At 60.8% G+C, this 25,751-nt stretch carries 23 protein-coding genes; 14 read left to right on the top strand and 9 right to left on the bottom strand.

Annotated elements, in window-relative coordinates; translation table 11 throughout:
- The first annotated feature begins 106 nt into the window (after positions 1-106).
- Positions 107-2,248, top strand: coding sequence for a catalase HPII (katE, locus tag KCG87_RS03420; RefSeq protein WP_134785091.1), 2,142 nt, complete (start codon positions 107-109; stop codon positions 2,246-2,248).
- A gap of 93 nt (positions 2,249-2,341) precedes the next feature.
- Here the strand turns inward: katE and KCG87_RS03415 are convergent, their stop codons facing one another.
- Genes KCG87_RS03415 through KCG87_RS03400 form a run of 4 tightly spaced genes read right to left on the bottom strand, consistent with a single transcriptional unit; the run spans position 2,342 to position 5,141 of the window.
- Positions 2,342-3,055, bottom strand: coding sequence for a PA5502 family lipoprotein (locus KCG87_RS03415; protein ID WP_098966478.1), 714 nt, complete (start codon positions 3,053-3,055; stop codon positions 2,342-2,344).
- 37 nt (positions 3,056-3,092) lie between these two features.
- Complete coding sequence (gene znuB / locus KCG87_RS03410; RefSeq protein WP_008081222.1) at positions 3,093-3,881, bottom strand: zinc ABC transporter permease subunit ZnuB; 789 nt, start codon at positions 3,879-3,881, stop codon at positions 3,093-3,095.
- Positions 3,874-4,659 (bottom strand): zinc ABC transporter ATP-binding protein ZnuC, encoded by a 786-nt coding sequence (gene znuC, locus KCG87_RS03405; RefSeq protein WP_027610233.1) that lies wholly within the window; start codon positions 4,657-4,659, stop codon positions 3,874-3,876. The genes znuB and znuC overlap by 8 nt, the downstream gene beginning before the upstream one ends.
- Positions 4,659-5,141, bottom strand: a complete 483-nt coding sequence (locus tag KCG87_RS03400) for a Fur family transcriptional regulator (RefSeq protein WP_097090199.1) — start codon at positions 5,139-5,141, stop codon at positions 4,659-4,661. The genes znuC and KCG87_RS03400 overlap by 1 nt, the downstream gene beginning before the upstream one ends.
- 66 nt (positions 5,142-5,207) lie before the next feature.
- Here KCG87_RS03400 and KCG87_RS03395 point away from each other — a divergent pair, with 66 nt between their 5' ends.
- Positions 5,208-6,128 (top strand): zinc ABC transporter substrate-binding protein, encoded by a 921-nt coding sequence (locus tag KCG87_RS03395; RefSeq protein WP_134785090.1) that lies wholly within the window; start codon positions 5,208-5,210, stop codon positions 6,126-6,128.
- 126 nt (positions 6,129-6,254) lie between these two features.
- On the opposite strand, the gene KCG87_RS03390 is transcribed toward KCG87_RS03395, so the two are convergent.
- Both KCG87_RS03390 and KCG87_RS03385 read right to left on the bottom strand, forming a co-directional pair.
- Positions 6,255-7,208 carry a homoserine kinase gene (locus tag KCG87_RS03390; protein ID WP_210556180.1) on the bottom strand — a complete coding sequence of 318 codons (954 nt, stop codon included), beginning with the start codon at positions 7,206-7,208 and terminating at the stop codon, positions 6,255-6,257.
- 61 nt (positions 7,209-7,269) lie between these two features.
- Complete coding sequence (locus tag KCG87_RS03385) at positions 7,270-7,566, bottom strand: DUF2782 domain-containing protein (RefSeq protein WP_007962757.1); 297 nt, start codon at positions 7,564-7,566, stop codon at positions 7,270-7,272.
- A gap of 74 nt (positions 7,567-7,640) precedes the next feature.
- On the opposite strand from KCG87_RS03385, the gene polA reads away from it, so the two are divergent.
- Positions 7,641-10,445: a DNA polymerase I gene (gene polA / locus KCG87_RS03380; protein ID WP_210556181.1), complete on the top strand. Its 2,805-nt coding sequence runs from the start codon at positions 7,641-7,643 to the stop codon at positions 10,443-10,445.
- Between the two features lie 410 nt (positions 10,446-10,855).
- Here the strand turns inward: polA and yihA are convergent, their stop codons facing one another.
- Positions 10,856-11,506: a ribosome biogenesis GTP-binding protein YihA/YsxC gene (gene yihA / locus KCG87_RS03375; protein ID WP_007962753.1), complete on the bottom strand. Its 651-nt coding sequence runs from the start codon at positions 11,504-11,506 to the stop codon at positions 10,856-10,858.
- A 191-nt stretch (positions 11,507-11,697) separates the two neighbouring features.
- Here yihA and KCG87_RS03370 point away from each other — a divergent pair, with 191 nt between their 5' ends.
- The 7 genes from KCG87_RS03370 (at position 11,698) to KCG87_RS03340 (ending at position 19,021) form a co-directional block, all read left to right on the top strand.
- Positions 11,698-12,003, top strand: coding sequence for a c-type cytochrome (locus KCG87_RS03370; protein ID WP_041073683.1), 306 nt, complete (start codon positions 11,698-11,700; stop codon positions 12,001-12,003).
- Between the two features lie 32 nt (positions 12,004-12,035).
- Complete coding sequence (locus tag KCG87_RS03365) at positions 12,036-12,647, top strand: c-type cytochrome (RefSeq protein ID WP_016986443.1); 612 nt, start codon at positions 12,036-12,038, stop codon at positions 12,645-12,647.
- 200 nt (positions 12,648-12,847) lie between these two features.
- Positions 12,848-13,489 carry a thiol:disulfide interchange protein DsbA/DsbL gene (locus KCG87_RS03360; protein WP_027610241.1) on the top strand — a complete coding sequence of 214 codons (642 nt, stop codon included), beginning with the start codon at positions 12,848-12,850 and terminating at the stop codon, positions 13,487-13,489.
- Positions 13,490-13,503: 14 nt separating this feature from the next.
- Positions 13,504-14,382 carry an endonuclease/exonuclease/phosphatase family protein gene (locus KCG87_RS03355; protein WP_027610242.1) on the top strand — a complete coding sequence of 293 codons (879 nt, stop codon included), beginning with the start codon at positions 13,504-13,506 and terminating at the stop codon, positions 14,380-14,382.
- The gene (locus tag KCG87_RS03350; protein ID WP_210556182.1) at positions 14,379-16,451 is read left to right on the top strand and encodes a GGDEF domain-containing protein; all 2,073 of its coding nucleotides are present in this window, start codon (positions 14,379-14,381) and stop codon (positions 16,449-16,451) included. Before KCG87_RS03355 ends, KCG87_RS03350 begins: the two co-directional genes overlap by 4 nt.
- A gap of 100 nt (positions 16,452-16,551) precedes the next feature.
- Positions 16,552-17,331, top strand: a complete 780-nt coding sequence (locus KCG87_RS03345) for an N-acetylmuramoyl-L-alanine amidase (RefSeq protein WP_210556183.1) — start codon at positions 16,552-16,554, stop codon at positions 17,329-17,331.
- A gap of 73 nt (positions 17,332-17,404) precedes the next feature.
- On the top strand, positions 17,405-19,021 hold the full coding sequence (locus KCG87_RS03340; protein ID WP_098966462.1) for an EAL domain-containing protein: 1,617 nt from the start codon (positions 17,405-17,407) through the stop codon (positions 19,019-19,021).
- Here the strand turns inward: KCG87_RS03340 and KCG87_RS03335 are convergent.
- On the bottom strand, positions 19,018-20,808 hold the full coding sequence (locus tag KCG87_RS03335; protein WP_098966460.1) for a KinB sensor domain-containing domain: 1,791 nt from the start codon (positions 20,806-20,808) through the stop codon (positions 19,018-19,020). The two genes, KCG87_RS03340 and KCG87_RS03335, sit on opposite strands and share 4 nt — an antisense overlap.
- Positions 20,809-20,818: 10 nt before the next feature.
- Complete coding sequence (gene algB / locus KCG87_RS03330) at positions 20,819-22,165, bottom strand: sigma-54-dependent response regulator transcription factor AlgB (protein WP_027610247.1); 1,347 nt, start codon at positions 22,163-22,165, stop codon at positions 20,819-20,821.
- 426 nt (positions 22,166-22,591) lie between these two features.
- On the opposite strand from algB, the gene KCG87_RS03325 reads away from it, so the two are divergent.
- The 4 genes from KCG87_RS03325 to gltP all read left to right on the top strand — a co-directional run bounded on the left by KCG87_RS03325 (position 22,592) and on the right by gltP (position 25,614).
- Positions 22,592-22,876, top strand: coding sequence for a hypothetical protein (locus KCG87_RS03325; protein WP_210556184.1), 285 nt, complete (start codon positions 22,592-22,594; stop codon positions 22,874-22,876).
- Positions 22,877-22,948: 72 nt separating this feature from the next.
- A complete protein-coding gene (locus KCG87_RS03320; RefSeq protein WP_003177151.1) occupies positions 22,949-23,113 on the top strand; it encodes a DUF1328 domain-containing protein in 165 nt (54 codons plus the stop codon).
- Positions 23,114-23,115: 2 nt separating this feature from the next.
- The gene (locus KCG87_RS03315) at positions 23,116-23,580 is read left to right on the top strand and encodes an inhibitor of vertebrate lysozyme family protein (RefSeq protein ID WP_096797612.1); all 465 of its coding nucleotides are present in this window, start codon (positions 23,116-23,118) and stop codon (positions 23,578-23,580) included.
- Positions 23,581-24,282: 702 nt separating this feature from the next.
- On the top strand, positions 24,283-25,614 hold the full coding sequence (gltP, locus tag KCG87_RS03310; RefSeq protein WP_103367992.1) for a glutamate/aspartate:proton symporter GltP: 1,332 nt from the start codon (positions 24,283-24,285) through the stop codon (positions 25,612-25,614).
- Positions 25,615-25,751 lie beyond the last annotated feature (137 nt).

Genomic DNA, 25,751 nt, shown 5'->3' with positions numbered 1-25,751 from the left:
CCCGCTCATTGGTCACTAGTTAAGCGACTTGAAACCCTGGGTAACCGTGCCCGGAAACGCTCAAGAGTCCCCGTTGAAACGGGGTCAACCGAGGAGTTTACGTCTGATGAGCAGCAAGAAACCTACGACCGACAAAAGCCAGCTGGCCGGAACCGATACCAAGGATCGCGCCAACACCAACGCCAAACTCGACAGCCTGGAGAAATTTCGCTCCGACGCTACCGGCCAGGCCCTGCGCACCAACCAAGGGGTAAAGGTCGCCGATAACCAGAACACACTCAAGGCCGGCCCGCGCGGACCGTCGTTGCTGGAAGACTTCATCATGCGTGAGAAAATCACGCACTTTGACCACGAACGCATTCCGGAGCGCATTGTTCACGCGCGCGGCACTGGCGCGCATGGTTTCTTTCAGGCCTACGAGAACCATTCGACACTGACCAAGGCCGGCTTCCTGCAGGATCCGGGGAAAAAGACTCCGGTGTTCGTGCGTTTTTCCACCGTGCAGGGGCCGCGCGGTTCCGGTGACACCGTGCGCGACGTGCGCGGTTTCGCGGTGAAGTTCTTCACCGACGAAGGCAACTTCGATCTGGTCGGCAACAACATGCCAGTGTTCTTCATTCAGGACGCGATCAAATTTCCCGACTTCGTCCATGCGGTGAAACCCGAGCCGCACAACGAAATCCCCACTGGCGGCTCGGCCCACGACACCTTCTGGGACTTCGTCTCGCTGGTGCCGGAATCGGCGCACATGGTGATCTGGGCGATGTCCGACCGGGCAATCCCGAAAAGCCTGCGCAGCATGCAGGGCTTTGGCGTACACACCTTCCGCCTGGTCAACGCCGAGGGCAAATCGCGCTTCGTCAAATTCCACTGGCGCCCTACCGCCGGCACCTGTTCGCTGGTGTGGGACGAGGCGCAGAAGCTCGCCGGTAAAGACACCGACTACCACCGTCGCGATCTCTGGGAAGCCATCGAGATGGGCGACTACCCGGAATGGGAGCTGGGCGTACAGATCATCGAGGAGGAAAACGAACACGACTTCGATTTCGACATCCTCGACCCGACCAAGCTGATCCCCGAAGAAATCGTGCCGATCACCCCGCTGGGCAAGATGACCCTCAACCGCAATCCGGACAACTTCTTCGCCGAGACCGAGCAGGTCGCATTCTGCCCGGGCCACATCGTGCCGGGGATCGACTTTTCCAACGATCCTCTGCTGCAAGGCCGGCTGTTTTCCTACACCGACACGCAAATCAGCCGACTCGGTGGGCCGAACTTTCATGAGCTGCCGATCAACCGCCCGGTCGCGCCATTCCACAACGGCCAGCGCGACGCGCAGCACCGCACAGTAATCGACAAGGGGCGCGCGTCCTACGAGCCGAACTCGATTGATGGCGGCTGGCCGAAGGAAACCCCGCCGGCGGCTAAAGACGGCGGCTTCGAGAGCTACCCGGAACGCATCGATGCGAACAAAATCCGCCAGCGTAGCGAGTCGTTCAGCGATCATTTCTCCCAGGCGCGGCTGTTCTTCAACAGCATGAGTGAGCACGAGAAGGAACACATCATTGCCGCCTACAGCTTCGAGCTGGGCAAGGTCGAACGCGAGTTCATCCGTGCACGGCAGGTGAACGAGATTCTCGCCAACATCGACCTGGAATTGGCCAAACGTGTGGCGGCCAACCTCGGATTGCCAGCGCCAAGCAAAGGCACGGTCGAGGTGCGTAAAACCTCGTTCGATCATTCGCCAGCGCTGAGTCAGGCGAATCTGCTGCCAGAGGACATCAAAACCCGCAAAGTGGCGATTCTTGCCGCTAACGGCGTCGATGGTGCAGCGATTGATGCGATGAAAAAGGCCTTGGAAGCAGAAGGTGCGCACGCCAAGCTGCTCGGCCCGACTTCGGCACCGGTGAAGACTGCCGACGGCAAAGCCCTGCCGGTGGACGCATCCATGGAAGGTATGCCTTCAGTGATCTTCGATGCGGTGTTCGTGCCGGGTGGTGCGGCGTCGATCAAGGCGTTGAGTGGCGACGGCGTGGCGCTGCATTACCTGCTGGAAGCCTACAAGCACCTCAAGGCGATTGCGCTGCACGGCGAGGCCAAGCAGTTGCAGGATCTACTGAAGCTGGAAGCGGATGCAGGACTGCTGCAGGGCAAGGATGTGCCGGGGTTGACCAAGCCGTTCTTCGCGGCGATCGGGCAGCATCGGGTCTGGGCGCGGGAGCCTAAGGCCAAGGCCATTCCAGCTTAAGTTCTTGGCTGGCAGAGAGGACGCTTTCGCGAGCAAGCCCGCTCCCACAGGGTTCACGCTGTACCTGTGGGAGCGGGCTTGCTCGCGAAGCTTTTAAGGTTTACGCGGGCTCAAGACCATCTGCGCCGGCACCGTGCGCAGAATCTGCTTCTCGATGCGCAACTCGAAATCCGGATTCAGTTTCTTCACCCGCTTGCTCAGCAGAGTCGCCAGCCAAGGGTAATCCTGGGTGCGCGGCGCCTGAATGCTCACGGCACACTCATAATTCACCACATCGGCGGCGATCGCGTCGAGTTGCCGGCGAAGCTTGCGGCTATCGTTAATGTTCAGCGCCACCGTGGTGCTTTCGGCAGTCGGATCGATGACCTTGGCTTTCGGCTTGGCTTCAGCCGCCAGCAGCGCCGCTTCGGCTTTCTCCAGCTCGGCTTTGCGCGCTTCGGTGATGGCACCATTGACGCCACCGGTCAGCGCCGGGGCTTTCGGCATCAGGGCACGGGCACGGCTCAGCGCAGTGGCTGCGGCGTTCACATCACCCTTTTGCAATACGATCTGGCTGCGGCGCAGGTAGGCCTCAGCCAACTGGCGCTGGTATTGCTCCAGGGACTGATCGTTGGGGGTTTGTGCCTGCAAGGCGGCCAGTTGGTCTTCGGCGGTGGCCAGTTCGCTGCTGGCCAGGCTTTGCTCCAGCTGTGCGATGGCCGTGGCCCGCGCGTCGGGGGCTTCGGCCACCGGCGGCGTGCTTTGGCAGGCGCCCAGCAGCACGGAAAATGCGACAAGGAGCAGATAACGGGAGGCGAACGGCTTCATTCCTGCGACTCTCTAATTGCGCAAAAAGCGAGCAAGTCTACACCCCTCGACGGGGCAGAACAAAACTCAGCAGAAACAGTGCGGCCGCCGTCACAACGATCGACGGCCCCGCCGGGGTGTCCTTGAACCATGACAACGCCAGCCCGCCACACACGGCGAGCATGCCCAGCAGGCTCGCGCCCACGGCCATCTGCTCCGGCGAGCGGGCGTGACGTTGTGCCGCAGCCGCCGGAATGATCAGCAGCGAAGTAATCAGCAACACACCGACGATTTTCATCGCCACCGCGATCACCACCGCAATCAACAGCATCAGCGCCATGCGCAGGCCCGCCACCGGCAGGCCTTCGACCTTGGCCAATTCCTCATGCACGGTGATCGCCAGCAGCGGCCGCCACAGCGTCACCAGCAACACCAGTACCGCCGCGCTGCCGCCGAGGATCCACGCCAGGTCAGTCGGGCTGATCGCCAGCAGGTCGCCGAACAGATAGGCCATCAGGTCGATCCGCACTTCATGCATGAAGCTTAGTACCACCAGCCCGAGAGAGAGCGTGCTCGGTGCGAGAATTCCCAACAGCGTGTCGGAGGCCAGCGGCTGACGCTGTTGCAAGGTCACCAGCAGCACCGCCAGCAGCAGGCAGCCGACGGTCACCGCCACCGTCGGACTGACATCCAGCAGAAAGCCCAGGGCCACGCCGAGCAGCGCAGCGTGGGACAGGGTGTCGCCGAAGTAGGCCATGCGCCGCCAGACCACGAACGAACCCAATGGCCCGGCGACCAGCGCCAGCGCCAGACCTGCAAGCAGGGCATACAACAGAAAATCAGCCATGCTTGCAGTGGTCTCCGTGAACGTGGGTGTGGCCCGCACCGGGCGCCTTGACCACCGAACCGTGCAGGTCGTGGGCGTGGTCGTGATGGTGGTGATAGATCGCCAGGCTCGGCGCATTCTTGCCGAACAGCTCGACAAACGCCGGATCGCCGCTGACCTGCTCGGGGTGCCCGGAGCAGCAGACGTGGCGATTCAGACAAACCACCTGATCAGTGGTGCTCATCACCAGATGCAAATCGTGGGACACCATCAGCACGCCGCAACCGTGACGGTCACGCAGGCGGGTGATCAGGCTGTACAGCTCGGCCTGCCCGGCGACATCGACGCCCTGCACCGGCTCATCCAGCACCAACAGCTCCGGCTCGCGCAGCAGCGCTCGGGCCAGCAGCACGCGCTGCATTTCACCGCCGGAAACACTTTGCACCGGGCTGTCGATGACATGTTCGGCGCCGACTTCCTTGAGCGCCGCCAATGCACGAGGACGGTCTACGCCGGGCACCAGGCGCAGGAAGCGCAGTACCGACAGCGGCAAGGTCGGATCGACGTGCAGCTTTTGCGGCATGTAGCCAACGCGCAGTTTCGGCTTGCGCCAGACACTGCCGCTGTCAGGCTTCAGCAGGCCAAGCACGGCGCGCACCAGTGTGGTCTTGCCGGCGCCGTTGGGGCCGATCAGGGTGACGATCTGCCCCGGTTCGACGCTCAGCTCGATGTTGTCCAGCACGGTCTGCCCGGCAAAAGTGACGGCAACCTGCTCAAGACGGATCAACGGGTTGCTCATCAGGCCCCCTGGCAACCGGAGCACAGGCCGACCACTTCGACGGTCTGTGCTTCGACGATGAACCCGACATCCCTGGCGCTGTGGATGATCGCGTCGCTGATGGCTTTCTGTTCCAGCTCGATCGCGGCGTGGCACTCGCGGCAGATCAGAAACTGGCCCTGATGCGCATGCTCGGGATGCACACAACCGACGAAAGCGTTGAGCGAGGAGATGCGGTGCACCAGGCCGTTTTCCAGAAGGAAATCCAGCGCACGGTACACGGTCGGCGGCGCGGCGCGGCGGCCGTCCTGCTCGCTGAGCACCGCCAGAATGTCGTAGGCGCCCAGCGGCTTGTGGCTCTGCCACACCAGCTCCAGCACCCGCCGGCGCAACGCAGTCAGGCGCAGGCCTTTCTGGGCGCACAAGGTATCGGCCTCGGTCAGTGCGCTGTGCACGCAATGAGAGTGGTCGTGGGGACGGCTGGCAATCGGTGTAATAGGCATGGGCGGCGACGCGTTTTGATAGAGACGTTATTATGTTACCCGTTCTCGCCTCCTTGAGTGGTCATCGTGTCCCGACTTTTTTCTGTTTTTGTGGCGTTTATCGCCAGTTTTCTGCTGATCGGTTCGGCTCAGGCCGAGGTCAGGGTTCTCACCAGCATCAAACCGCTGCAGTTGATTGCCGCGGCGGTGCAGGACGGGATCGCCATTCCGGAAGTGCTGCTGCCGCCGGGCGCGTCGCCGCACAACTACGCGCTGCGCCCGTCCGACGTGCGCAAGGTGCAATCGGTGGATCTGCTGTACTGGATCGGCCCGGACATGGAAGGCTTCCTGCCGCGCGTGCTGAACGGTCGTACGCTGCCGAGCGTCGCCGTGCAGGACCTGCCGGGCATGAAGTTGCGCCGCTTTGCCGAAGACAGCCACTCCCACGCCGAAGATGCCGACGAGCATGATCACGATCACCGCCCGGGCACCCTGGACGCGCATTTGTGGCTATCGCCGGTCAATGCTCGGGTCATTGCCGAGAAAATGGCTGCCGACCTCAGCGCAGCCGATCCGGCCAACGCCGAACGCTATCAGAGCAACGCCAAGGCTTTCGATGAGCGCCTCGACGCACTGGATGCACGCTTGAAGAAGCGCATGGCTGATGTCGAGGGCAAACCGTACTTCGTGTTCCACGAAGCGTTCGATTACTTCGAAGACGCTTACGGCCTGAAGCACACCGGGGTATTCAGTGTGGCAGCGGAAGTGCAGCCCGGCGCGCAGCATGTGGCGGCAATGCGCAAACGCCTGCAGGAAGTCGGCAAGACCTGTGTGTTCAGCGAACCGCCGCTGCGTCCACGTCTGGCGGAAACCCTGGTGGCGGGCCTGCCGGTGAAACTGGCGGAGCTGGATGCGTTGGGCGGCTATACACCGGCGACAGCTCAGGGGTATGAGCAGGTGCTGGAGAAGCTGGGCAACGATTTGGCCGGGTGCCTGGAATCGTTGTAACCCCACAAGACCCGTGGCGAGGGAGCTTGCTCCCGCTTGAGTGCGCAGCACTCACAAAATATGGCTGACTGCCAGAATTTTGGGGCCGCTTCGCAACCCAGCGCGAGCAAGCTCGCTCGCCACAATTTAAAGCGCGAACGGTAGAGGGGTGTTGACCTGCTGCCGCTGCGCCAAGCGCTGCTCGAACTCCCGCGGATCGTGAATCAGCACGTCCTGCCCGGCAAACTGCTCGGCGGCGATCAACCGCGACAGCCAGAACCGCACACATGCCACGCGCAGCAGGGTCGGCCACAGCTCCGCTTCAGCGGCCGTGAACGGACGCAGCGCCGCATAGGCACCGAGGAATGCGCGGGCACGCGGCCCGTCAATCAAGCCATCCTCATCCGAACACCAGTCGTTCAAAGCAATCGCCACGTCATAGAGCATCGGTCCCGAGCAGGCGTTGTAGAAGTCAATCAACCCGGTCAGGTGCGTGCCTTCGAACATCGCGTTATCGCGGAACAGGTCTGCGTGAATGTTCGCCCGTGGCAGCGCGAGGATTCTGTCTTTCTGCGCCGTGATTTCCTCCAGCGCCTTGTGCAGCAGCGCACGCGGCTCGTCCGCCAGATGCGAAAGAAACTCCGTGCCCTCCTCCAGCATCCAGTCCAGGCCACGATCGGTCTTGCGCTTGATCATGCGCTCGCCCTGGGTCGCCAGGTGCAGATGCGCCTGCAACTCGCCGACCTGCGCGCAATGCTGGGCGTTGGCAACTTTGATGTGCTTGCCGGACAGGCGCGGCTGGAGCAATGCCGGTTTACCCTTCAGTTCACGCAGGGCCACGCCGTCAGTGGTACGCAGCGCGTAGGGCACCGGCAGATCAGCCTCGTGCAGCACGTCGAGCAGGTCGATGAAGAACGGCATTTCCTGCACCGGGCCGCGCTCGACCAGGGTCAGGACGAATTCGCCCTGCTCCAGGCTGATAAAGAAATTGGTGTTTTCGCTGCCGGCGGCGATCCCCTGGAAATCAAGCAGACGGCCGAGCCCGTAAGGGGCGAGAAAGGTTTCCAGCTCGGGCCGAGCCAGGGGGGTGAACACAGACATGGTTAAAAACTGCTCAGTTCGGGCGCCGCGATCAAGCGGCGCCGATTAAAAGTCGGGAATCTTACTTCCAGGTAAAGATTTCCCACGACGGAATCAGCATATCCGGCTGGTCGGAACGGATGTAGTTCACGTCCGAACCATCGGCGCGCACCAGAAAATACGGTTTGCCGCCCTTCGGCGTGACCTTGATCGCATACACGAAGCCACTGCGGCTGTATTCCTGAATGACCTTGTCGCCTTCGGTGTGCGTGTTAATGGTAACTTCCGGCTCCTTTGACGGCGCATCATCCGCCGCCATCGCGGCCAATGGTGAGGCCGCAATCAAACCGACCAGCAGCAAGCGATTTAACGTACGCATGATAACCTTGTCCCTTTGTCGTCAACGGTCCCGCTATTCTAGCGCCGGGCCCGCCGAAAAGGTTGATTCTGCTCATGAGCCAAGCCCCCCTCGTCCTGGTGGACGGTTCGTCTTACCTGTACCGCGCTTTCCACGCCCTGCCACCGCTGACCACCTCCAAAGGCCTGCCGACCGGCGCGGTCAAAGGTGTGCTGAACATGCTCAAGAGTCTGCGCAAGCAGTACCCGGACAGCCCGTTCGCCGTGGTCTTCGATGCCAAGGGCGGGACGTTTCGCGATGAGATGTACGCCGAATACAAGGCCAACCGCCCGAGCATGCCCGACGACATGCGCGTGCAGATCGAGCCGCTGCACCAGAGCGTGATCGCCCTCGGCTTCCCGCTGCTGTGCGTGGAAGGCGTCGAGGCTGACGACGTGATCGGCACCCTGGCACGCAGCAGCGCGGCGGCGGATCGTCCGGTGATCATCTCCACCGGCGACAAGGACATGGCGCAACTGGTCGATGGCCACATTACCTTGGTCAACACCATGTCCGGTAGCTCGATGGATGTGGAGGGCGTGAAGGAGAAATTCGGCGTCGCACCCGAGCAGATCATCGATTATCTGGCGCTGATGGGCGATTCTTCCGACAACATTCCGGGGGTTCCCGGCATCGGTCCAAAGACCGCCTCCGGCCTGCTGGTCGGCGTCAACGGCGGCCTGACCGAGTTGTACGCGAATCTCGACATCGTCCCGACCCTGCCGATTCGTGGGGCCAAGACCCTGCCGGCCAAGCTTGAAGAACACAAGGAGATGGCCTTCCTCTCCTACCAACTGGCGACCATCAAAGTCGACGTGCCGCTGGACATCGGCCTCGATGACCTGCAGATGGGCGCGGAAGACCCGGCCAAGCTCTACGAGCTGTACACCCTGCTGGAATTCAAAAGCTGGATCAATGATCTGGATCGCGACGCCAAGCGCCAGGAACTGAGCGCTGCCGCGGAACCTGCGCCGGCTGGCGATCTGTTCAGCCCCCGCGCAGAAGAAGCCCCTGCCGCTCCGACCGAAGCAGCGTATGAAACCATCCTCGATCAGGCGCGTTTCGACGTCTGGCTGGAGAAACTGAATAACGCCAAACTGTTCGCCTTCGACACCGAAACCACCGGCATCGACGCGCAACAGGCGCAACTGGTCGGCCTGTCGTTCGCGGTGCAGGCCAACGAAGCGGCGTACATTCCGCTGACCCACTCCTACATCGGCGTGCCCGAGCAGCTGGATCGCGACACCGTGCTGCGCGCACTCAAGCCGATTCTGGAAGACCCGAACAAGCTCAAGGTCGGTCAGCACGCCAAGTTCGACATGAATATTCTGGCCAACTGCGCCATCGGCGGCGATCAGAGCCAGGGCATCAACGTGCGCGGGATCGCCTTCGATACCATGCTTGAGTCCTACGTGCTCAACTCCACCGCCACCCGCCACGACATGGACAGCCTCGCGCAGAAGTACCTGGATCACACCACCGTGAGCTTTCAGGACATCGCCGGCAAGGGCGCCAAGCAGCTGACCTTCGACCAGATCGCTCTGGAACAGGCCGGCCCGTACGCCGCCGAAGACGCCGACATCACCCTGCGCCTGCACCAGACCCTGTTTGAAAAACTCAGCGCCATCCCGAGTCTGGCCAACGTGCTGACCGACATCGAGATTCCGCTGGTGCCAGTGCTGGCGCGCATCGAGCGTCAGGGCGCGTTCGTCGACGCCGAGTTGCTCGGCATCCAGAGCATCGAGTTGGGCAACAAGATGGTCGCGCTGGAGCGCGAAGCGTTCGAGATCGCCGGCGAAGAGTTCAACCTCGGCTCACCGAAGCAACTGGGTGTGATTCTTTACGAAAAGCTCGGCCTGCCGGTGCTGAAGAAAACCGCCAAGGGCCAGCCATCGACCGCCGAGGAAGTGCTGGCGAAACTGGCCGAGGACGATCACCGCTTGCCAAAAGTGCTGATGGAACACCGTTCCATGAGCAAACTGAAAAGCACCTACACCGATCGCCTGCCGGAGCAGATCAACCCGCGCACCGGGCGTATCCACACCTCGTACCACCAGGCCGTGGCATCGACCGGGCGCTTGTCCTCCAGCGATCCGAACCTGCAGAACATTCCGGTGCGTACCGCTGAAGGCCGGCGTATCCGTCAGGCGTTCGTCGCGCCCAAAGGCTACAAACTGCTGGCAGCGGACTATTCGCAGATCGAACTGCGGATCATGGCCCACTTGTCCAAGGACGAAGGCCTGATGAATGCCTTCCGCAACAATCTGGACGTGCACACCGCAACCGCCGCTGAAGTATTCAAGGTCGAGCTGAGCGAAGTGACGTCCGACCAGCGCCGTGGCGCCAAGGCGATCAACTTCGGCCTGATCTACGGCATGGGCGCGCAGAAGCTCGGCAAGGACATCGGCGTCGACACCAAGACCGCCAAGGCTTACATCGACACCTACTTCGCCCGCTACCCGGGTGTGCGCGAATACATGGAGCGCACCCGCAAGCAGGCAGCGGATCAGGGTTACGTCGAGACCTTCTTCGGTCGTCGCCTATATCTGCCGGAAATCAACTCCAACAAGCCGCAGGAACGCGCTGCCGCCGAACGCACGGCGATCAACGCGCCGATGCAAGGCACCGCCGCCGACATCATCAAGAAAGCGATGGTGGCGGTGGATAACTGGCTGGCGTCTTCGGGGCTGGACGCCAAAGTCATCCTGCAGGTGCACGACGAACTGGTACTGGAGGTTCGCGAGGATCTGGTCGATCAGGTGAGTCAGGAAATCCGCCTGCACATGAGCGAAGCGGCGAAACTGGACGTGCCGTTGCTGGTGGAAGTCGGCGTCGGCAACAACTGGGATGAGGCGCACTGAGGCGTCTAGGTCGGGCGTTTGCCGCGACACACTGTCGCGGCAAACGGCCGAAAAGCGCTTATTTCGAATCGCGCTTGCGGTTATTCCAAAGCTTTTTGAAAAAAATCTGAACTAATCTGACAACTCACTACTCAGAGATACTGAATGGCTGGTGAAGCCCTTCGATGCTCCTATGTTGTGTTAAGTGTTGGCAGATATCTGAACCCCGCCCTAGCGGTTCGGAACTTGAACCCCGGAACTTCTCCCTCCCCATATGAAGTCCGGGGCTTTTTTTGCCTCAAAACTGCCTGTGACGCAGCCATGCTGCGTTAAAAGCGCAACAAAAAATGCTCATTTAGGTCCCCTAAACTCCGCTTTTTTGTTGCACTTTTGCCTTGCCTGGCAGCACCACAGACAGTTTTGATATTCCCTTATTCTGCCTCGGTCGCCGCTTCGGCGCCCTTGTCAGCCAGTTCCATCCAGCCTGCCAACACAGTGTAGGCCTCTTCCAGGCCCATGCGTTTTGGCGCCGAGAACAGCTGGATTGTCACCAGATCGCCCCAGCCCTTGCGGATTTCCGCCTGCACCTTCAGCAGCGTGTTCTTGGCGGCGCCGTACGTCAGCTTGTCGGCCTTGGTCAGCAGAATATGCATCGGCATGCCGGCCGCAACGGCCCAGTCGAGCATCAGCAGGTCGAAGTCGGTCATTGGATGACGGATGTCCATCATCAGAATCAAACCCTTCAAACTCTCCCGGCCACCGAGGTACGCCTCAAGGTGACGCTGCCAGTGTTGCTTGAGCGGGATCGGTACTTTTGCATAACCGTAGCCCGGCAGGTCGACCAGACGCCGTTCATCGTCTAGCTTGAAGAAGTTCAACAGCTGTGTGCGACCCGGGGTTTTCGAGGTGCGCGCCAGACTGGCGTGAGTCAGGGTGTTCAGTGCGCTGGATTTACCGGCGTTGGAACGACCGGCGAACGCCACTTCGAAGCCTTCGTCGTCAGGGCATTGATCGACTTTGGCGGCACTGAGCATGAACGTGGACTGTTGGCACAGGCCGAGGATGGGATTCTTGAGTTGCATGGGATTTCCGATGTGGGCGGCGCCGGGATTGGGCGCGGAACGCGGTGTCGCTTCCGTTTCAGTGACGCCAGTATATAATGCCGCAGATTTTGTGTGTGCTTTGTCCCAGCGAAGGATGAAGTTCACGAGAGCCAAAGACCTTGATTGCGCATCAGAACGCAGAACGCTCTCAACCCTGAAAAGGTCGTTTTATGACGAAATGGCTGCTGGCTGCCGGAGTCCTGATACCGCTTTGCGGCGCACAGGCTACACAGGAACCGGAAGCCGTGTACAACCGTGTTTGTGGTGCCTGTCATTCCGGCCAACTACCCATGGCGCCCGAAAGAGGCGATCAGGCAGCTTGGACGCCGAGGTTGGCGAAAGGTATGGAGACGCTGGTGCAACACGTGACCCAGGGTTTCAAGGCGATGCCGCCGCGTGGTTTGTGCATGGACTGCAGTGCCGAGGATTACCAGGCCATCATCCTTTGGATGAGCGAGAGTAAACCCGGTCCATAACTCTTAACCCTTAGCCGTAGTTGGATTAGCTGATGAACAAATTGATCGTGAGTCTGCTGTTGACCGTGGGAATTTCAGGCTTCGCCCATGCTGCCGGTGATGCCGCCGCCGGCCAGGCGAAAGCTGCCGTCTGCGGAGCCTGCCATGGCCCTGACGGGAACAGCATGGCGCCAAACTTCCCGAAACTGGCCGGTCAGGGTGAACGCTACCTGACCAAGCAACTGCACGACATCAAGTCGGGCAAGCGCACCGTTCTGGAAATGACCGGCCTGCTGACCAACCTGAGCGACCAGGATCTGGCTGACATCGCAGCCTACTTCGCCAGCCAGAAAGGCAGCGTCGGCGCAGCCGATCCGAAGATCGTCGCTCGCGGTGAAGCTTTGTTCCGCGGCGGTAATCTGGCCAAGGGGCTGCCAGCCTGCACCGGTTGCCACTCGCCGAATGGCGCCGGCAACGCCGCCGCTGGCTTCCCGCATCTGGGTGGTCAACACGCTCAATACATCGCCAAGCAACTGACCGATTTCCGTAAGGAAGAAGGCGGCCGCAACAACGACGGCGACACCATGACGATGCAGACCATCGCCAAGCGCTTGAGCGACGAAGACATTGCCGCAGTCTCCAGCTACATCCAGGGCCTGCACTAACCGCCCTGAATCGAGCGTTAACGCTGATGGACATCTCCTGCAACGTTAACGCTCGATTAATCCGTCGCAGCAAGTATAAAAAGGGTGGCTTTGGCCGCCCTTTTTTGTGGCCGCTGCCGTTACACTACAGAACTCATGCCCGCCAGGATCTGTCTGAAAACAGGTCGCGCGAGGCGACCAAAATTGTCCAGGAGTAAAGCATGCGTAATCTGATCATCAGCGCCGCTCTCGTCGCTGCCAGCCTGTTCGGCGTGACCGCCCAGGCCGCCGAAGCACCGGCCGCCCCTTATGTCGAGCTGGCCAACCCGGTACCGGTGGCAGAGCCTGGCAAGATCGAAGTGGTCGAGCTGTTCTGGTATGGCTGCCCGCACTGCTACGCGTTTGAGCCGGTGATCAATCCCTGGGTTGAAAAACTGCCGTCCGACGTCAACTTCGTACGCATTCCTGCCATGTTCGGCGGCCCGTGGGACGCTCACGGCCAAATGTTCCTGACCCTGGAAGCAATGGGCGTCGAGCACAAGGTTCACGCTGCGGTTTTCGAAGCAATCCAGAAACAACACAAGAAGCTGACCGACAAGAACGACATGGCTGACTTCCTCGCCACACAAGGCGTGGACAAGGACAAGTTCCTCGCCACCTTTGACTCGTTCGCGATCAAAGGTCAGATCGTCAAAGCGCGTGAGCTGGCCAAGAAGTATGAAATCACTGGCGTGCCAACCATGATCGTCAACGGCAAGTACCGCTTCGACATCGGCTCTGCCGGTGGTGCCGAGCAAGCCCTGAAACTGGCTGATCAACTGGTCGCCAAAGAGCGAGCGGCCAACAAGGCAGCCGCCAACTAAGCGCGGTAACCGCCATGCGCCGCTGGGGCACCGAACGCAGCGTTGGCCTGCATGATCCGCAGGTCAACGAGCATCACCTGGAGTCCACGGGCCTGCCCGCAGACCATCGTCTGCGCTTGCTCAGTTTCAATATCCAGGTCGGCATCAGCACCGAGCGCTATCGGCATTATCTGACCCGCAGCTGGCAGCACCTGCTACCGCACACCGGGCGCTCAGGCAATCTGCAGAAGATCGGTGACCTGCTTGGCGACTTCGATCTGGTCGCCCTGCAGGAAGCCGATGGCGGCAGTCTGCGCTCAGGCTACGTCAATCAAGTCGAACACCTGGCCCACCTCGGCGCCTTCCCCTACTGGTATCAACAACTCAATCGCAACCTCGGCCGACTGGCCCAGCACAGCAACGGCGTGCTCAGTCGCCTGAAACCGTGGGCGATCGAAGATCATCCGCTGCCCGGCCCGAAAGGTCGCGGCGCGATCCTGCTGCGCTTCGGTGAAGGTCCGGAGGCGCTGGTGGTGGTGATGATGCATCTGGCGCTCGGCGCACGGGTGCGCAGCCTGCAACTGGCCTATATTCGTGACCTGATCAGTGGCTACAAGCACCAGATATTGATGGGCGACATGAACACCCATGCCAGTGATCTGCTACAACAGTCACCGTTACGCGATCTCGGCCTGCTGGCCCCGCAGATGCAAGCCACCTTTCCCAGTTGGCGGCCACAGCGATGCCTTGATCATATTTTGCTCAGCCCGACCCTGACCCTGGAAAAGGTCGAAGTGCTGGCCCAACCCATTTCCGATCACCTGCCGGTCGCGGTAGAGATTCGTCTGCCGGGTTCGCTCACGGCCGATGCATTGCCCGCGTTGAGTCCTGCCCCTCGCGGAACCCCTGAATGAGCGACGACGCCCAGCGCTGGAAAGAGAAGTACCTCAAAAGCATCGAACAACAGGACAAGCTCGAACGTCGCTGGGCCGCCCGGCTCGACTTGCTGCGCCGCGGTCTGGTGCGCAGCACGCTGGCCGCTGAAGGCACCGACAAGGTCGTTGATCAGTGCATGAAAGAGATGCGCGACGTGGTGCGCACCGACGACATGGACGCCGGCCTCGCCGCCCTGCTGCCGCGCCTGGAAAAAGCCGTGCTCGATTCCGAGCAACGTCGCGAAACCCGAATCGATCAGGTCAGCACCGCGCTTACCGCGCTGGTCACCCAGCTACAAGCGCTGCCGCTGCCCCGGGAAGTCGCCCAGCCGCTGAAGAAATTCGCCAAGCAACTCGACAGCCGGGTCGGCCAGGCGCGGGAAATGCCGCTGCTGCTGAGCGAACTCAGTGGCTTGCAGGGCAAGGCGTTGAGCCAGCTGGAAACACCGCCCGAGCCCGACCGCCCGGGCTTTTTGCAGCGCCTGTTTGGCAGCCGTGACAGTGAAGGGGTGCCAGAGTCTTCGGATCAGCCTCAGACGCCGACGCCGACGCCGGCCAACGCTGAACCTGCGCCTGAGCCGGTACCCGCGCCAACCGCAGCGGTCGAGCCGATTCCGGCAGCACCCGTCACCGTAGCGGCCATCGCGCAACCACCAGAGGCCGAGCTTAAGCAAACGCCAGCAGTGCAGCCCGCGGCCGAATCACCTGTGTTCGCGTTCGTGCCTCCGGTCATTGCTGCCGAGCCGATCAGCGAACCCGTTGCTGCACCTGCACTGCCAGCGGCCGAACCTGAAGCCGAACGGCCGACCACCCCGATCACGGCGCCAGCACCTGCTGCCGCGTTCAACCCCGACGAGTTGATCCACCCGGGCGACATCCCGGCACCGTTGCTCCTCGATAGTCTGCCCCTGCCCGAACCGATTGCCCAGGCTTTGGCCGCCATTGATCCGGAGCAACCCGAGCAGGACATTCTGTACGCCCTGCCCGATTCCCCGGAGCCGTCTTACAGTTCAGTGGCCAAACACATCGAAGACACGCTGATCGGGCTGCTCGACGACCTGACCCTGCCCGAGCGCCATCGCCCGCAGGCTGAGGCGATGCGCGACCGGTTGAAAAATGGCCTGAACTGGTACGAACTGCTGCCGATTCTCGACGATCTGGCGACCTTGATGCTGGCGATCACCGACAGCGGCCAGCACGAATTCGAAGCCTATCTGCAGCAACTCAACGAGCGCCTCGAAGCGTTCCAGAGCAACCTGCAGGCCGCCAGCGAAGGCCACGCCGACAACAGCTCGGCGGCGCGGGCGATGGACACGCAGATCCGCGAGCAGGTCGATGGTTTGCAGACCAGCATGCAGGAAGCGGCCGATCTGGATGACCTCAAGCAAGTGCTGGAGAACCATCTGGAAGGCCTGCTCGGCACCATGGATCAGCACCAGAAACAACGCGATGCCCGCGAGCAGGAAGTGGCGGCACGCCTCAAGGGTCTGGCCGAGCGTGTGGCGCACATGGAGCAGGAAGCCCTGGGCTTTCGCGAACACCTGGAAGAACAGCGGCAGAAAGCCCTGATCGATCCGCTGACCGGCCTGCCCAACCGTGCCGCCTGGAGCGAGCGCCTGGAACACGAGATCAAGCAGTGGCAGCAACACGGCAACACCTTGAGCCTGGCGATGCTCGACCTCGATCATTTCAAGCGCATCAACGACAACTACGGCCATCTGGCCGGCGACAAGGTGCTGAAGATCATCGCCACAGTGCTGCGCAAACGCCTGCGCGCTGCGGATTTCATTGCCCGTTTTGGCGGTGAGGAATTCGTTCTGCTGCTGCCGGCGACCACGCCTGCGGTGGGTGCCAAACTACTGGAGACCCTGCGCGCGGCGATCGAAGCCTGCCCGTTTCACTTCAAGGGCGAACGGGTGACCATCACCATTTCCATGGGCCTGGCGTCGTTCAAAACGGGAGAACACAGCGATCTGGTGCTCAAAAGAGCCGATCAGGCGCTTTACCGGGCGAAAAATGGCGGACGCAACCGGGTCGAGCTGGGCTGAGCAATTGTTCCATTTTGTTTAATTCAGCCCGCCGGCCGTCGAGACCCGAGGCAGTACGTTACACTGTTGCATTACTGTCTTGCGTGTACTGCCTCTTGCCATGAAATTTTTTACCCTTCTCGCGTCGCTGCTCATTCTGGCCGGTTGTGCCAGCGGCCCGCGTTACGACACCAGCCATCCTTCGGCCAATCACGACAGCCGCGTGCAGTTCGTGATCGTGCATTACACCTCGGCGTCGCTCTCGCGTTCGCTGCAACTGCTGACCCACGGCGAAGTCAGCAGCCACTACCTGATCGGCGACGACAAGGGCGGCACCATCTACAAACTGATGGATGAAAACCAGCGCGCCTGGCACGCCGGGGAAAGCCAATGGCAGGGCCGCACCTGGCTCAACTCCAGCTCGATCGGTATCGAGATCGTCAATCCGGGCTTCAAGGACACGCCGACCGGGCGCCTGTGGTTCCCTTATAGCGAAGCGCAGATTCAGTCGCTGATCGTCCTGCTCAAGGACATCAGCAAGCGCCAAGGCATCAGCCCGCGCCATATCATCGGTCACAGCGACATCGCGCCCCTGCGCAAACTCGACCCCGGCCCACTGTTCCCATGGAAACGCCTGGCCGCCGAAGGCCTGGGCGTATGGCCTAATGAACAAGCGGTGGCACGGCAGCAGGTGCTGTTCAACGCCGAATTGCCGAGCATCAGCTGGTTCCAGGAACAACTGGCGCGCGTCGGTTACGACACCCCGCAAACCGGCGAGCTGGATGTCGCGACCCGTCATGTACTCGCCGCCTTCCAGATGCATTTCCGCCCTTCACGTTTCGACGGTATGCCGGACGCGCAAACAGCCGCGTTGTTGCTGGTACTCAACCAGACAAAATAATGACGCCCGCCCGACGGTCAGGGCGAAATCGCAATCAGCAGCTATAACTCATTGGTAATTCTTCGGATATTCCATGATGGTTGCTACCCGAGCGACGCTGCGTAGCTGGTTTTATCGCCCGTGGTTTTTGGCGATGATCGCGGCTGTCCTCAGTGCAAGCCTGCTGATCGCCGGCGGAATGTTCGTCGCCATGCGCCAGATCGAGCAGAACGAGAGTCAGGAGATGAACGCCCAGGGCGAGCGTTTTCTGGCCCGCCTTGAGCAGCTGTTCGGGCAATTGCGCGAAAGTCTCGACGACCTCCAGGCGCAGCCGTTGCGCAGTTGCGATGAGGAAATGATCGCCACCCTGCAACAGGTCACGTTCAACTATCGCTTCGTGTATGAAGCGGCCTACATGGACGGCTCGCGGATCTGCTCCAACCGCCCCCGGCAGGAGGGACTGTCGGTCGTCCGCGCGCCGGACATCAAGGGCCCGACTTACAGCTACTGGCTCAACACCACCACCGAACCCGATGAAAACCGCGCGGCGCTGATGCTCGGGCGCGGCAACTTCCGCGTGGCGACATCGCGCGGGCATTTGACCGACATGGTCGACCTGCCACCGGACAGCAGCCTGCTGGTGGTACTCGATCATGGAAGGCGAGCGATTCCGGTGCTCGGCACAGCCCAGACCTGGCCACCGAGCGAAGTCTGGCCACCGAAGAGCCGCGAGGCCCTGCAAGTCACCCAGTCACGGCTGATCTATCGCATGCCAACCAACAATCCGGAATACCAATTGGTGCTGATCACCCCGCGCAGTGGCATGCACATCCCGACCGTCTGGTGGTGGATGGTGCCGGCCTGCCTGCTGCTGGGGGCGTTTGCCGGTTTCTTCGTGTTTCTACTGGTGCGTCAGCGCCAGTCACTGGACGCCGAGCTGCAGGGTGCGATTCGGCGTGGCGAGCTACAAGTGCTGTATCAACCAATCTTCGACCTCGACAGCCGCAATTGCGTGGGCGCCGAAGCCCTGCTGCGCTGGCGCCGCCCGGACGGCACCCTGACCAGCCCCGACCTGTTCATTCCATTGGCAGAAAACACCGGGCAGATACGGCAGATGACCGATTTCGTCCTGCAGCGGCTGCTGGAGCAATTGGGGCCGGTGCTACGCGCGAATCCGCAACTGTACATCTCGGTCAACCTTGCGGCGTGCGACGTGATGGTGCCGCGCATCGGTCAAGTCATGGCCAGGCTGTTGACCCTGCACCGGGTTGCGGCGCGGCAGATTGCCTTCGAAGTCACCGAGCGCGGGCTGATCGATGTGGTGGTGGCGCGGGAGAACCTGCAAGCCTTGCGCGATGTCGGCCATCAAGTGTTGATCGACGATTTCGGTACCGGTTATTGCAGCCTCGCCTATCTGCAGACGCTGCCGGTGGATTGCCTGAAAATCGACAAGGCCTTCATCGACGCACTCGGTCATGACGCGGCGAGCAGTGGCGTTGCTCCGCACATCATTCACATGGCGCAGGCACTGGATCTGAAGGTGATTGCCGAGGGCATCGAGCACGAAGCGCAAGCCGTGTTTCTCAGCAGCGAGGGGGTCAAGTTCGGTCAGGGCTGGCTTTTCGCCCAGGCCTTGAGTGCGGTGCAGTTCATTGAACTGATCACCCGTGGACGGCGCCTCGCCGGACGCCGGCTGGATGACGAAGCCTAGACCGCCAGCGCCATGTAGAACTGCGTGCCCTGTCCCGGCCGCGAATAGACGCCCATGCGCCCGCCATGCAACTGGACGATTTCCTTGCACAGCGCCAGGCCAAGGCCGGCGCCGCCCTTTTTGCGCCCGACCTGCACGAACGGTTCAAAAATCCGCCCCTGCTGCCCGTAGGCAATGCCTTCGCCGTTGTCCTCGACGCTGATGATGACCCGCTCGCCATGCCGACGCGCCTGCAAGCGAATCTGCCCGTCGCGGGCGGTATGGCGCAGGGCGTTATCGATCAAGTTATCCAGTACCCGGTCCAGTTGCGCCTGATCGGCTTGCAGGCGCGGCAACGGCCCCTGCACTTCGACGTTCAACGCAATGCCTTTGGCCGCCGCCGCAGCCGCGAAGCGCGATTGCGCCTGCGTCAGCAAATCTTCGATGGAGCACGGCGCCAGGGTGAGTTTCTGTAAACCGTTCTGATAACGCGAGAAATTGAGCAAGTCGTTGATCAACTGCATCAGGCGCTGCATCTCTTCGTTGACCGTGTCGAGCAGGTCCGCCTCGCGTGACTCCGGGGGAAACTTCGCCCGCTCGCGAAACAGCCCGAACGCCATGTGCATGCCGGTGACCGGCGTGCGCAGCTCATGGGAAGCACGCAGCACAAACTCGCTGCGTACGCGCTCGAAGGCGCGCTGCTCGGTGACGTCATGCAGCACCATCACCGCGCCAAGAATATGCCCCTGGGTGTGGCTGACCGGCGTCAGGCTGTAAGTCAGCAGACGTGATTCGCCATCGACCTCGATGCTCAAATCTTCCGGAGCACGCTCAAGGGTGCCGCCGCGCAACACCAGTTGCAGTTGTGCGTCGAGTTCCGGGCGCTCCAGCGCTGTGCCCAAGCCCTGACCGAGTCGATCACTGTCCCAGCCCAACTGGCGCTGGGCCACTGGATTGAGGTGCTCCAGATGCCCTTCGCGGTCAATCATCAGCAAGCCATCGTCGATACCGTCAAGCACCGCTTGCAAGCGTTGCTGACCGGCCAGCAGCTCGTCGACGTTGGTCGCCTGATGCTCGCGCAGCGCCTCGGCCATCAGCCCGAAGCGCTTGGTCAGCTGGTTCATTTCCATCGCCGAGGAAATCGGCAGCGTCACCTCGAAATTGCCTTGGCCGATGTTGTCCGCCGCTTGCGCCAGCGCCTCGATCGGTGCGCCGAAACGCCGGGCAATCGCATGCGCGGTGACAAAGCCGATGATCAGCACCGCCAGTCCCACCAACCCTAGCAGGCCGGAGACCAGCAGCGCCCTTTCCCGGGCGTCATGCTGCACGGCGTTGATGTTGTCCAGCGCATGCTTGTGCTCGGCAATCAAACCGTTGCGCAAGATGTTGAAGCGTTCTCTGAGGTCGCTGTTGCCGCTGAGCACATTGCCCGGATTACGCGACAGCTCGAACGCCTGGAGAAAACTCAGATAGTCGGCCTTGGCCTGGGTAAACCCGTACTGGCGGCCATCGCCGTCGGCCTCCTGCGAAATGCCTTCATCCAGCAATTGCAGGTAATGCTGCTTTGACGCTTCGAACGCGGCGGGATCGGGTTTTTCGGCCAGCATCAGCACCAACTGGTCGCCGAGGGTCTGACGCAACTTGAGCCCCAGGTCGAGGGTCACGAAGTTGCTGCGGATCGTTGCTTCCTGAGTACCGGCCATCTGCATCACGCTGACCAGCCCGAGCAACAGCCCGAGCAAGGCGACCGTGATCAGCGCAGAAATGCTCAGGAACAAGCGAGTGCGCAACTTCATCGCCAGCTTCATCGTCGGGCGCTCACAGGTTGTACTGCTTGCGCTTGCGATACAGGGTCGACGCGTCGATGCCCAGGGTTTTCGCCGCCTGATCCAGCGTGCCTGCCGTCGCCAGCACCGCGCCGATGTGGGCTTTTTCCAGTTCATCGAGGCTCAGCGCGGCGCCGACTCGAGGTGCGTTGTTCGCCGGCTGCTCGGCCATGCCGAGGTGGCTGATTTCCACGCGTTCCTGCGGGCAGATGATGCTCGCCCGCTCCACTACGTTGCGCAGCTCGCGGATATTGCCCGGCCAGCGATAACCCAGCAGCGCCTCCCGCGCCTCGTCACTGAAGCCCCGGGCCGGACGCGCGTACTCTTTGACGAAGCGCGCGAGGAAGCGGTCGGCCAGGGTCAGGATGTCCTCGGCACGTTCGCGCAATGGCGGCAGATGCAGGGTGATCACGTTGAGGCGATACAACAGGTCTTCACGGAAGCGCCCGTCGCGCACCATGTCTTCAAGGTTGAGGTTGGTCGCGGCGAGAATCCGCACATCGGCGCGGCGAGTCACTGGGTCCCCTACCCGCTCGTATTCCTTGTCCTGAATAAAACGCAGCAACTTGGGTTGCAAAGTCAGCGGAAAATCGCCGATCTCGTCGAGAAACAGCGTGCCACCGTCCGCCTGATTGACTCGACCAAGCGTACTTTCGCTGGCGCCGGTAAACGCACCGCGACTGTGACCGAACAGCTCGCTTTCCATCAACTCTGCGGTCAAGGACGGGCAGTTGATGGTCACGCAGGATTTCTTCTCGCGCTTGCTCCAGCCGTGGATGGCCCGGGCCAGTTCCCCTTTACCCGTGCCGGATTCGCCGAGGATAAGGATGTTGGCGTCGGTACCGGCAACCTGCCGCGCAGTTTCCAGCACGACTTTCATCGCCGGGCTGTGAGAGTCGAGGCCGTCCTTGGGTTTGCGGATCTCGCCTTCGAGGGCTTCCAGACGCGCCGAGAGCTGGCGCACTTCCAGCTGCTTGGCGGTGGCCAGACGCAACTGGTCGGGGCTGCACGGTTTGACCAGATAGTCGGCGGCGCCCGCCTGGATCGCGTCCACCGCGGTATCGACCGCCGAATGCGCGGTGACGATCACCACCCGCATCCATGGCGCCTGAACGCGCATCTGCGCCAGTACATCGAGACCGTTGTCTTCACCCAGACGCAAATCAAGGAAGCACAGGTCGAATACCTGGCGTTGCAACAGTGCATCAGCCTGAGCCGCGCTGTTGGCGGTGGCCACCGTATAACCTTCGTCTTCGAGGCAGTAACGAAAGGTTCGCAGGATGGCGGACTCGTCGTCCACCAGCAGAATGCGGCCTTGATGCTCAGTGGCAGATTCCATTTTTCCTACGCTCCATAGTGATTGATCTTGGGTTAGTCCCGGAAAAATCGGGCAAGTTGCATGGTTGATTCTGAACGATGCGAGCCATGGGAGGGTAGCTCTCTCCTGCCTTGACGTCCAATCCGTTGATTTTGTTGAGTTTTTAAACAATCACCGATTTACAGAGGGTTCCCTGCGTACTTTTCTGACATCCGGGACGTGCTCTCAATTCCATAAGAATGAAATCTCCTACGAAATAATCATGCATTTCGCACGACCGTAGATGACCCATCGTGCAGGATGCGTCCGTCGCTGAATTCCACCCACTCGTAAACCATTGATTTTATTGAATATTTTTCAAATAAAAAACTGGCATGCAGCCTGCAATAACTCATTCAGCCCGGGCAGATTCCACTGCCCTAACCGAATAAGAGTGAGGAACCCAGGATGACTCGCCAACGTGCCGCCCAAGTGCGTATCTCGCCACTGCATATCCAGCAAGGCCTGTTTGGCGTACTTGCACTGTTGATCACCCTGATTGCCTGCCAGCAATACCTGAGCTGGGAAAACAGCCAGAAGCCTGAGCCGCTGATCTCGATTCAACACAGCACGCAGACGCACTTCAGCGCCGTCAGCAGCAGTCAGGCCGAAAGCGCCTCGATGCGCATGATGGATGTCGATCAGCCACAGCCGCTGAATCAACTGCCACGTGAAGAGCGCTGGGTTTTCTGACGAACCGAAGAATTCAGGCGCATCGCGCCGGAACACGCAATATCCCTAAATAGACAAGTAAGGAGAATCACCATGTTGAGCTGGGCAATTACATTCTTGATCATTGCCATCATCGCCGCCGTACTGGGCTTCGGTGGTATCGCGGGCACCGCCACGGGTATCGCCAAGATTCTCTTTGTCGTGTTCCTGGTGATGTTCATCGCTTCCTTCTTCTTTGGCCGTCGCGGCCGAGGTTAACGATGATTGCTTTGAAGACACTGGCAGCCGCCCTGCTTATGGGCGGTAGTGCCATGGCGATGGCGGCCAATGATGGCCAGGCGCGGGTCAACGAGCTGCTCAGCTCCGACCCGCAATACCGCGAAACCTGGCAAGGCGTTGTGAAGCACGAAGAACGCCTGCCGGAATGGGTGATGAACCTGTCCGGCACGCCAGACCAGCAGATGAATGCCGTGACTGAAGACGGCGACAAGTACCTGGTCGGCCCGCTCTGTGAATCCGCAGACAAGTGCCTCAACCATCGCTTGATCGTGGCTTTCAGCTTCGACAAGAAAGACGCGTACGCCATGCTCGTCGATGTTCCCGAAGGACTGCCGGCCGACAAGTCGCCAACGCGACATGCCACCTACCGCTTCCTCGGCAAACCGGATGAGGGTATGCAGAACCTGTTGATGGAAACGCTGAAGAAAGACCCGAAGTGGTATTGATTCGAACATGAGGGCAGCGCCCCGCTGCCCTTTATTGCGCCTACCCGAGGAAGGCTGGCGCATGACCAAGGGGCCGGGACGTTCTGACTGTTGCAGGGTCGGAGTGACCTACGGGTACAGGGAGTGCCTGCGCGAGGGCCGGGTCAGGGTAAAAGCTGCGACGCAGGTTCGCCGACCCTCAGTGGTTCGACGGACTTGCGCTGAGCTTCATCCGATGCAAAAACATTGATCCAGAGCGTCCTGCTCATCTTTTTATGCCTCACACTGCGCGCGAAAACATTACGCGGTGTTTCCTGGCGACCGTATATCGAGAAAGAGTCCCTTTAAACAGTGGGACATCTAGTCTGCAAACGTAGGCTTTTTCTTAAGATTTCCGTCGAAATTTCTCGTTTAAAAAATAACCAATCTACGCTGCAATGGCCGGTTCACGGCACTTATGCCGGCTGAAATGTCGTAATCGAACCGGTTGGGACGCCAGTTTCAATTAAAAAAGCTCATGCCGATTCGGCATAGGGTAGGCGTTTACGGCATTAGACGGCGCAACCTTGCATCGGAATAGTTGCGCCTTTTTTCGCCTGCCGAAGAGCCGTAAATACGCGCTTCGGGGCACCTTATACGGAGGCAGATGCACAGACTTTTCCGCTGACAGAGCGTTCCAGTTCCTGCATGTGCCTGAGTCAAACGCAAGTAAGGGTAAAGATAATGAAGAAGGCAAAACTCAGCCTCGCCTGGCAGATCCTCATCGGTCTGGTTTTAGGGATTGCAATTGGTGCGTTGCTCAACCACTTCAGTGCCGAAAAAGCCTGGTGGATCAGCAACGTCCTGCAACCGGCAGGCGATATCTTTATCCGTCTGATCAAGATGATCGTGATCCCGATCGTCATCTCCTCCCTGATCGTCGGCATCGCCGGCGTGGGCGACGCCAAGAAACTCGGGCGTATCGGTCTGAAGACCATCATCTACTTCGAAATCGTCACCACCATCGCGATCATCGTCGGCCTGCTGCTGGCCAACCTGTTCCACCCGGGCGCCGGCATCGACATGAGCACCCTGGGCACGGTGGATATCTCCAAGTACCAGGCGACCGCCGCCGAAGTGCAGCATGAACACGCGTTCATCGAGACCATCCTCAACCTGATCCCGTCGAACATCTTCGCGGCCATGGCCCGTGGCGAAATGCTGCCGATCATCTTCTTCTCCGTGCTGTTCGGTCTCGGTCTGTCGAGCCTGCAGTCGGACCTGCGCGAGCCGCTGGTGAAGATGTTCCAGGGCGTCTCGGAAAGCATGTTCAAAGTCACCCACATGATCATGAACTACGCGCCGATCGGCGTGTTCGCCCTGATCGCGGTGACCGTGGCCAACTTCGGTTTCGCCTCGCTGCTGCCGCTGGCCAAACTGGTGATCCTGGTTTACGTCGCCATCGCCTTCTTCGCCTTCGTGGTGCTGGGCCTGATCGCCAAGCTGTTCGGCTTCTCGGTGATCAAGCTGATGCGCATCTTCAAGGATGAGCTGGTTCTGGCTTACTCCACCGCCTCTTCGGAAACCGTTCTGCCACGGGTGATCGAGAAGATGGAAGCCTACGGCGCACCGAAAGCCATTTGCAGCTTCGTGGTACCGACCGGCTATTCGTTCAACCTCGACGGTTCGACCCTGTACCAGTCGATCGCCGCGATCTTCATTGCCCAGCTGTACGGCATCGATCTGTCGATCAGCCAGCAACTGCTGCTGGTGCTGACCCTGATGGTCACCTCCAAAGGCATCGCCGGCGTACCGGGCGTGTCCTTCGTGGTGCTGCTGGCGACGCTGGGCAGTGTCGGTATCCCGCTGGAAGGCCTGGCGTTCATCGCCGGTGTCGACCGCATCATGGACATGGCGCGTACCGCACTGAACGTGATCGGCAACGCCCTGGCAGTGCTGGTTATCGCGCGTTGGGAAGGCATGTACGACGACGCCAAGGGCGAGCGCTACTGGAACTCCCTGCCGCACTGGCGCAGCAAGGAAAAACTGCCGGCTGGCGAAATCTCCAAGCCGTAATGCAAACCCCTGTGGGAGCGAGCTTGCTCGCGAAGAGGCCGGCACATCCAAAAATTATGTTGATTGACACACCGCCTTCGCGAGCAAGCTCGCTCCCACAGTGACTGATGCAAGCCTTACCAACAAACCCCGGAGCA

The organism is Pseudomonas sp. MWU347 (assembly GCF_017947305.1).
Lineage (GTDB): Bacteria > Pseudomonadota > Gammaproteobacteria > Pseudomonadales > Pseudomonadaceae > Aquipseudomonas > Aquipseudomonas putida_A.
The sequence above is the reverse complement of the archived record's forward strand: the minus strand, read 5'-3'. Positions and strand labels throughout refer to the sequence as shown.

Coding starts and splice junctions, on each gene's coding strand:
- KCG87_RS03415 (WP_098966478.1), bottom strand. CDS start 3,055: ATGAAGCCGTTCGCCTCCCGTTATCTGCTCCTTGTCGCATTTTCCGTG.
- KCG87_RS03385 (WP_007962757.1), bottom strand. CDS start 7,566: ATGCGTACGTTAAATCGCTTGCTGCTGGTCGGTTTGATTGCGGCCTCA.
- gltP (WP_103367992.1), top strand. CDS start 24,283: ATGAAGAAGGCAAAACTCAGCCTCGCCTGGCAGATCCTCATCGGTCTG.
- znuC (WP_027610233.1), bottom strand. CDS start 4,659: ATGAGCAACCCGTTGATCCGTCTTGAGCAGGTTGCCGTCACTTTTGCC.
- KCG87_RS03340 (WP_098966462.1), top strand. CDS start 17,405: ATGATGGTTGCTACCCGAGCGACGCTGCGTAGCTGGTTTTATCGCCCG.
- KCG87_RS03325 (WP_210556184.1), top strand. CDS start 22,592: ATGACTCGCCAACGTGCCGCCCAAGTGCGTATCTCGCCACTGCATATC.
- katE (WP_134785091.1), top strand. CDS start 107: ATGAGCAGCAAGAAACCTACGACCGACAAAAGCCAGCTGGCCGGAACC.
- KCG87_RS03400 (WP_097090199.1), bottom strand. CDS start 5,141: ATGCCTATTACACCGATTGCCAGCCGTCCCCACGACCACTCTCATTGC.
- KCG87_RS03390 (WP_210556180.1), bottom strand. CDS start 7,208: ATGTCTGTGTTCACCCCCCTGGCTCGGCCCGAGCTGGAAACCTTTCTC.
- KCG87_RS03370 (WP_041073683.1), top strand. CDS start 11,698: ATGACGAAATGGCTGCTGGCTGCCGGAGTCCTGATACCGCTTTGCGGC.
- KCG87_RS03335 (WP_098966460.1), bottom strand. CDS start 20,808: ATGAAGCTGGCGATGAAGTTGCGCACTCGCTTGTTCCTGAGCATTTCT.
- polA (WP_210556181.1), top strand. CDS start 7,641: ATGAGCCAAGCCCCCCTCGTCCTGGTGGACGGTTCGTCTTACCTGTAC.
- KCG87_RS03365 (WP_016986443.1), top strand. CDS start 12,036: ATGAACAAATTGATCGTGAGTCTGCTGTTGACCGTGGGAATTTCAGGC.
- KCG87_RS03350 (WP_210556182.1), top strand. CDS start 14,379: ATGAGCGACGACGCCCAGCGCTGGAAAGAGAAGTACCTCAAAAGCATC.
- KCG87_RS03320 (WP_003177151.1), top strand. CDS start 22,949: ATGTTGAGCTGGGCAATTACATTCTTGATCATTGCCATCATCGCCGCC.
- KCG87_RS03315 (WP_096797612.1), top strand. CDS start 23,116: ATGATTGCTTTGAAGACACTGGCAGCCGCCCTGCTTATGGGCGGTAGT.
- znuB (WP_008081222.1), bottom strand. CDS start 3,881: ATGGCTGATTTTCTGTTGTATGCCCTGCTTGCAGGTCTGGCGCTGGCG.
- KCG87_RS03355 (WP_027610242.1), top strand. CDS start 13,504: ATGCGCCGCTGGGGCACCGAACGCAGCGTTGGCCTGCATGATCCGCAG.
- KCG87_RS03360 (WP_027610241.1), top strand. CDS start 12,848: ATGCGTAATCTGATCATCAGCGCCGCTCTCGTCGCTGCCAGCCTGTTC.
- KCG87_RS03345 (WP_210556183.1), top strand. CDS start 16,552: ATGAAATTTTTTACCCTTCTCGCGTCGCTGCTCATTCTGGCCGGTTGT.
- yihA (WP_007962753.1), bottom strand. CDS start 11,506: ATGCAACTCAAGAATCCCATCCTCGGCCTGTGCCAACAGTCCACGTTC.
- algB (WP_027610247.1), bottom strand. CDS start 22,165: ATGGAATCTGCCACTGAGCATCAAGGCCGCATTCTGCTGGTGGACGAC.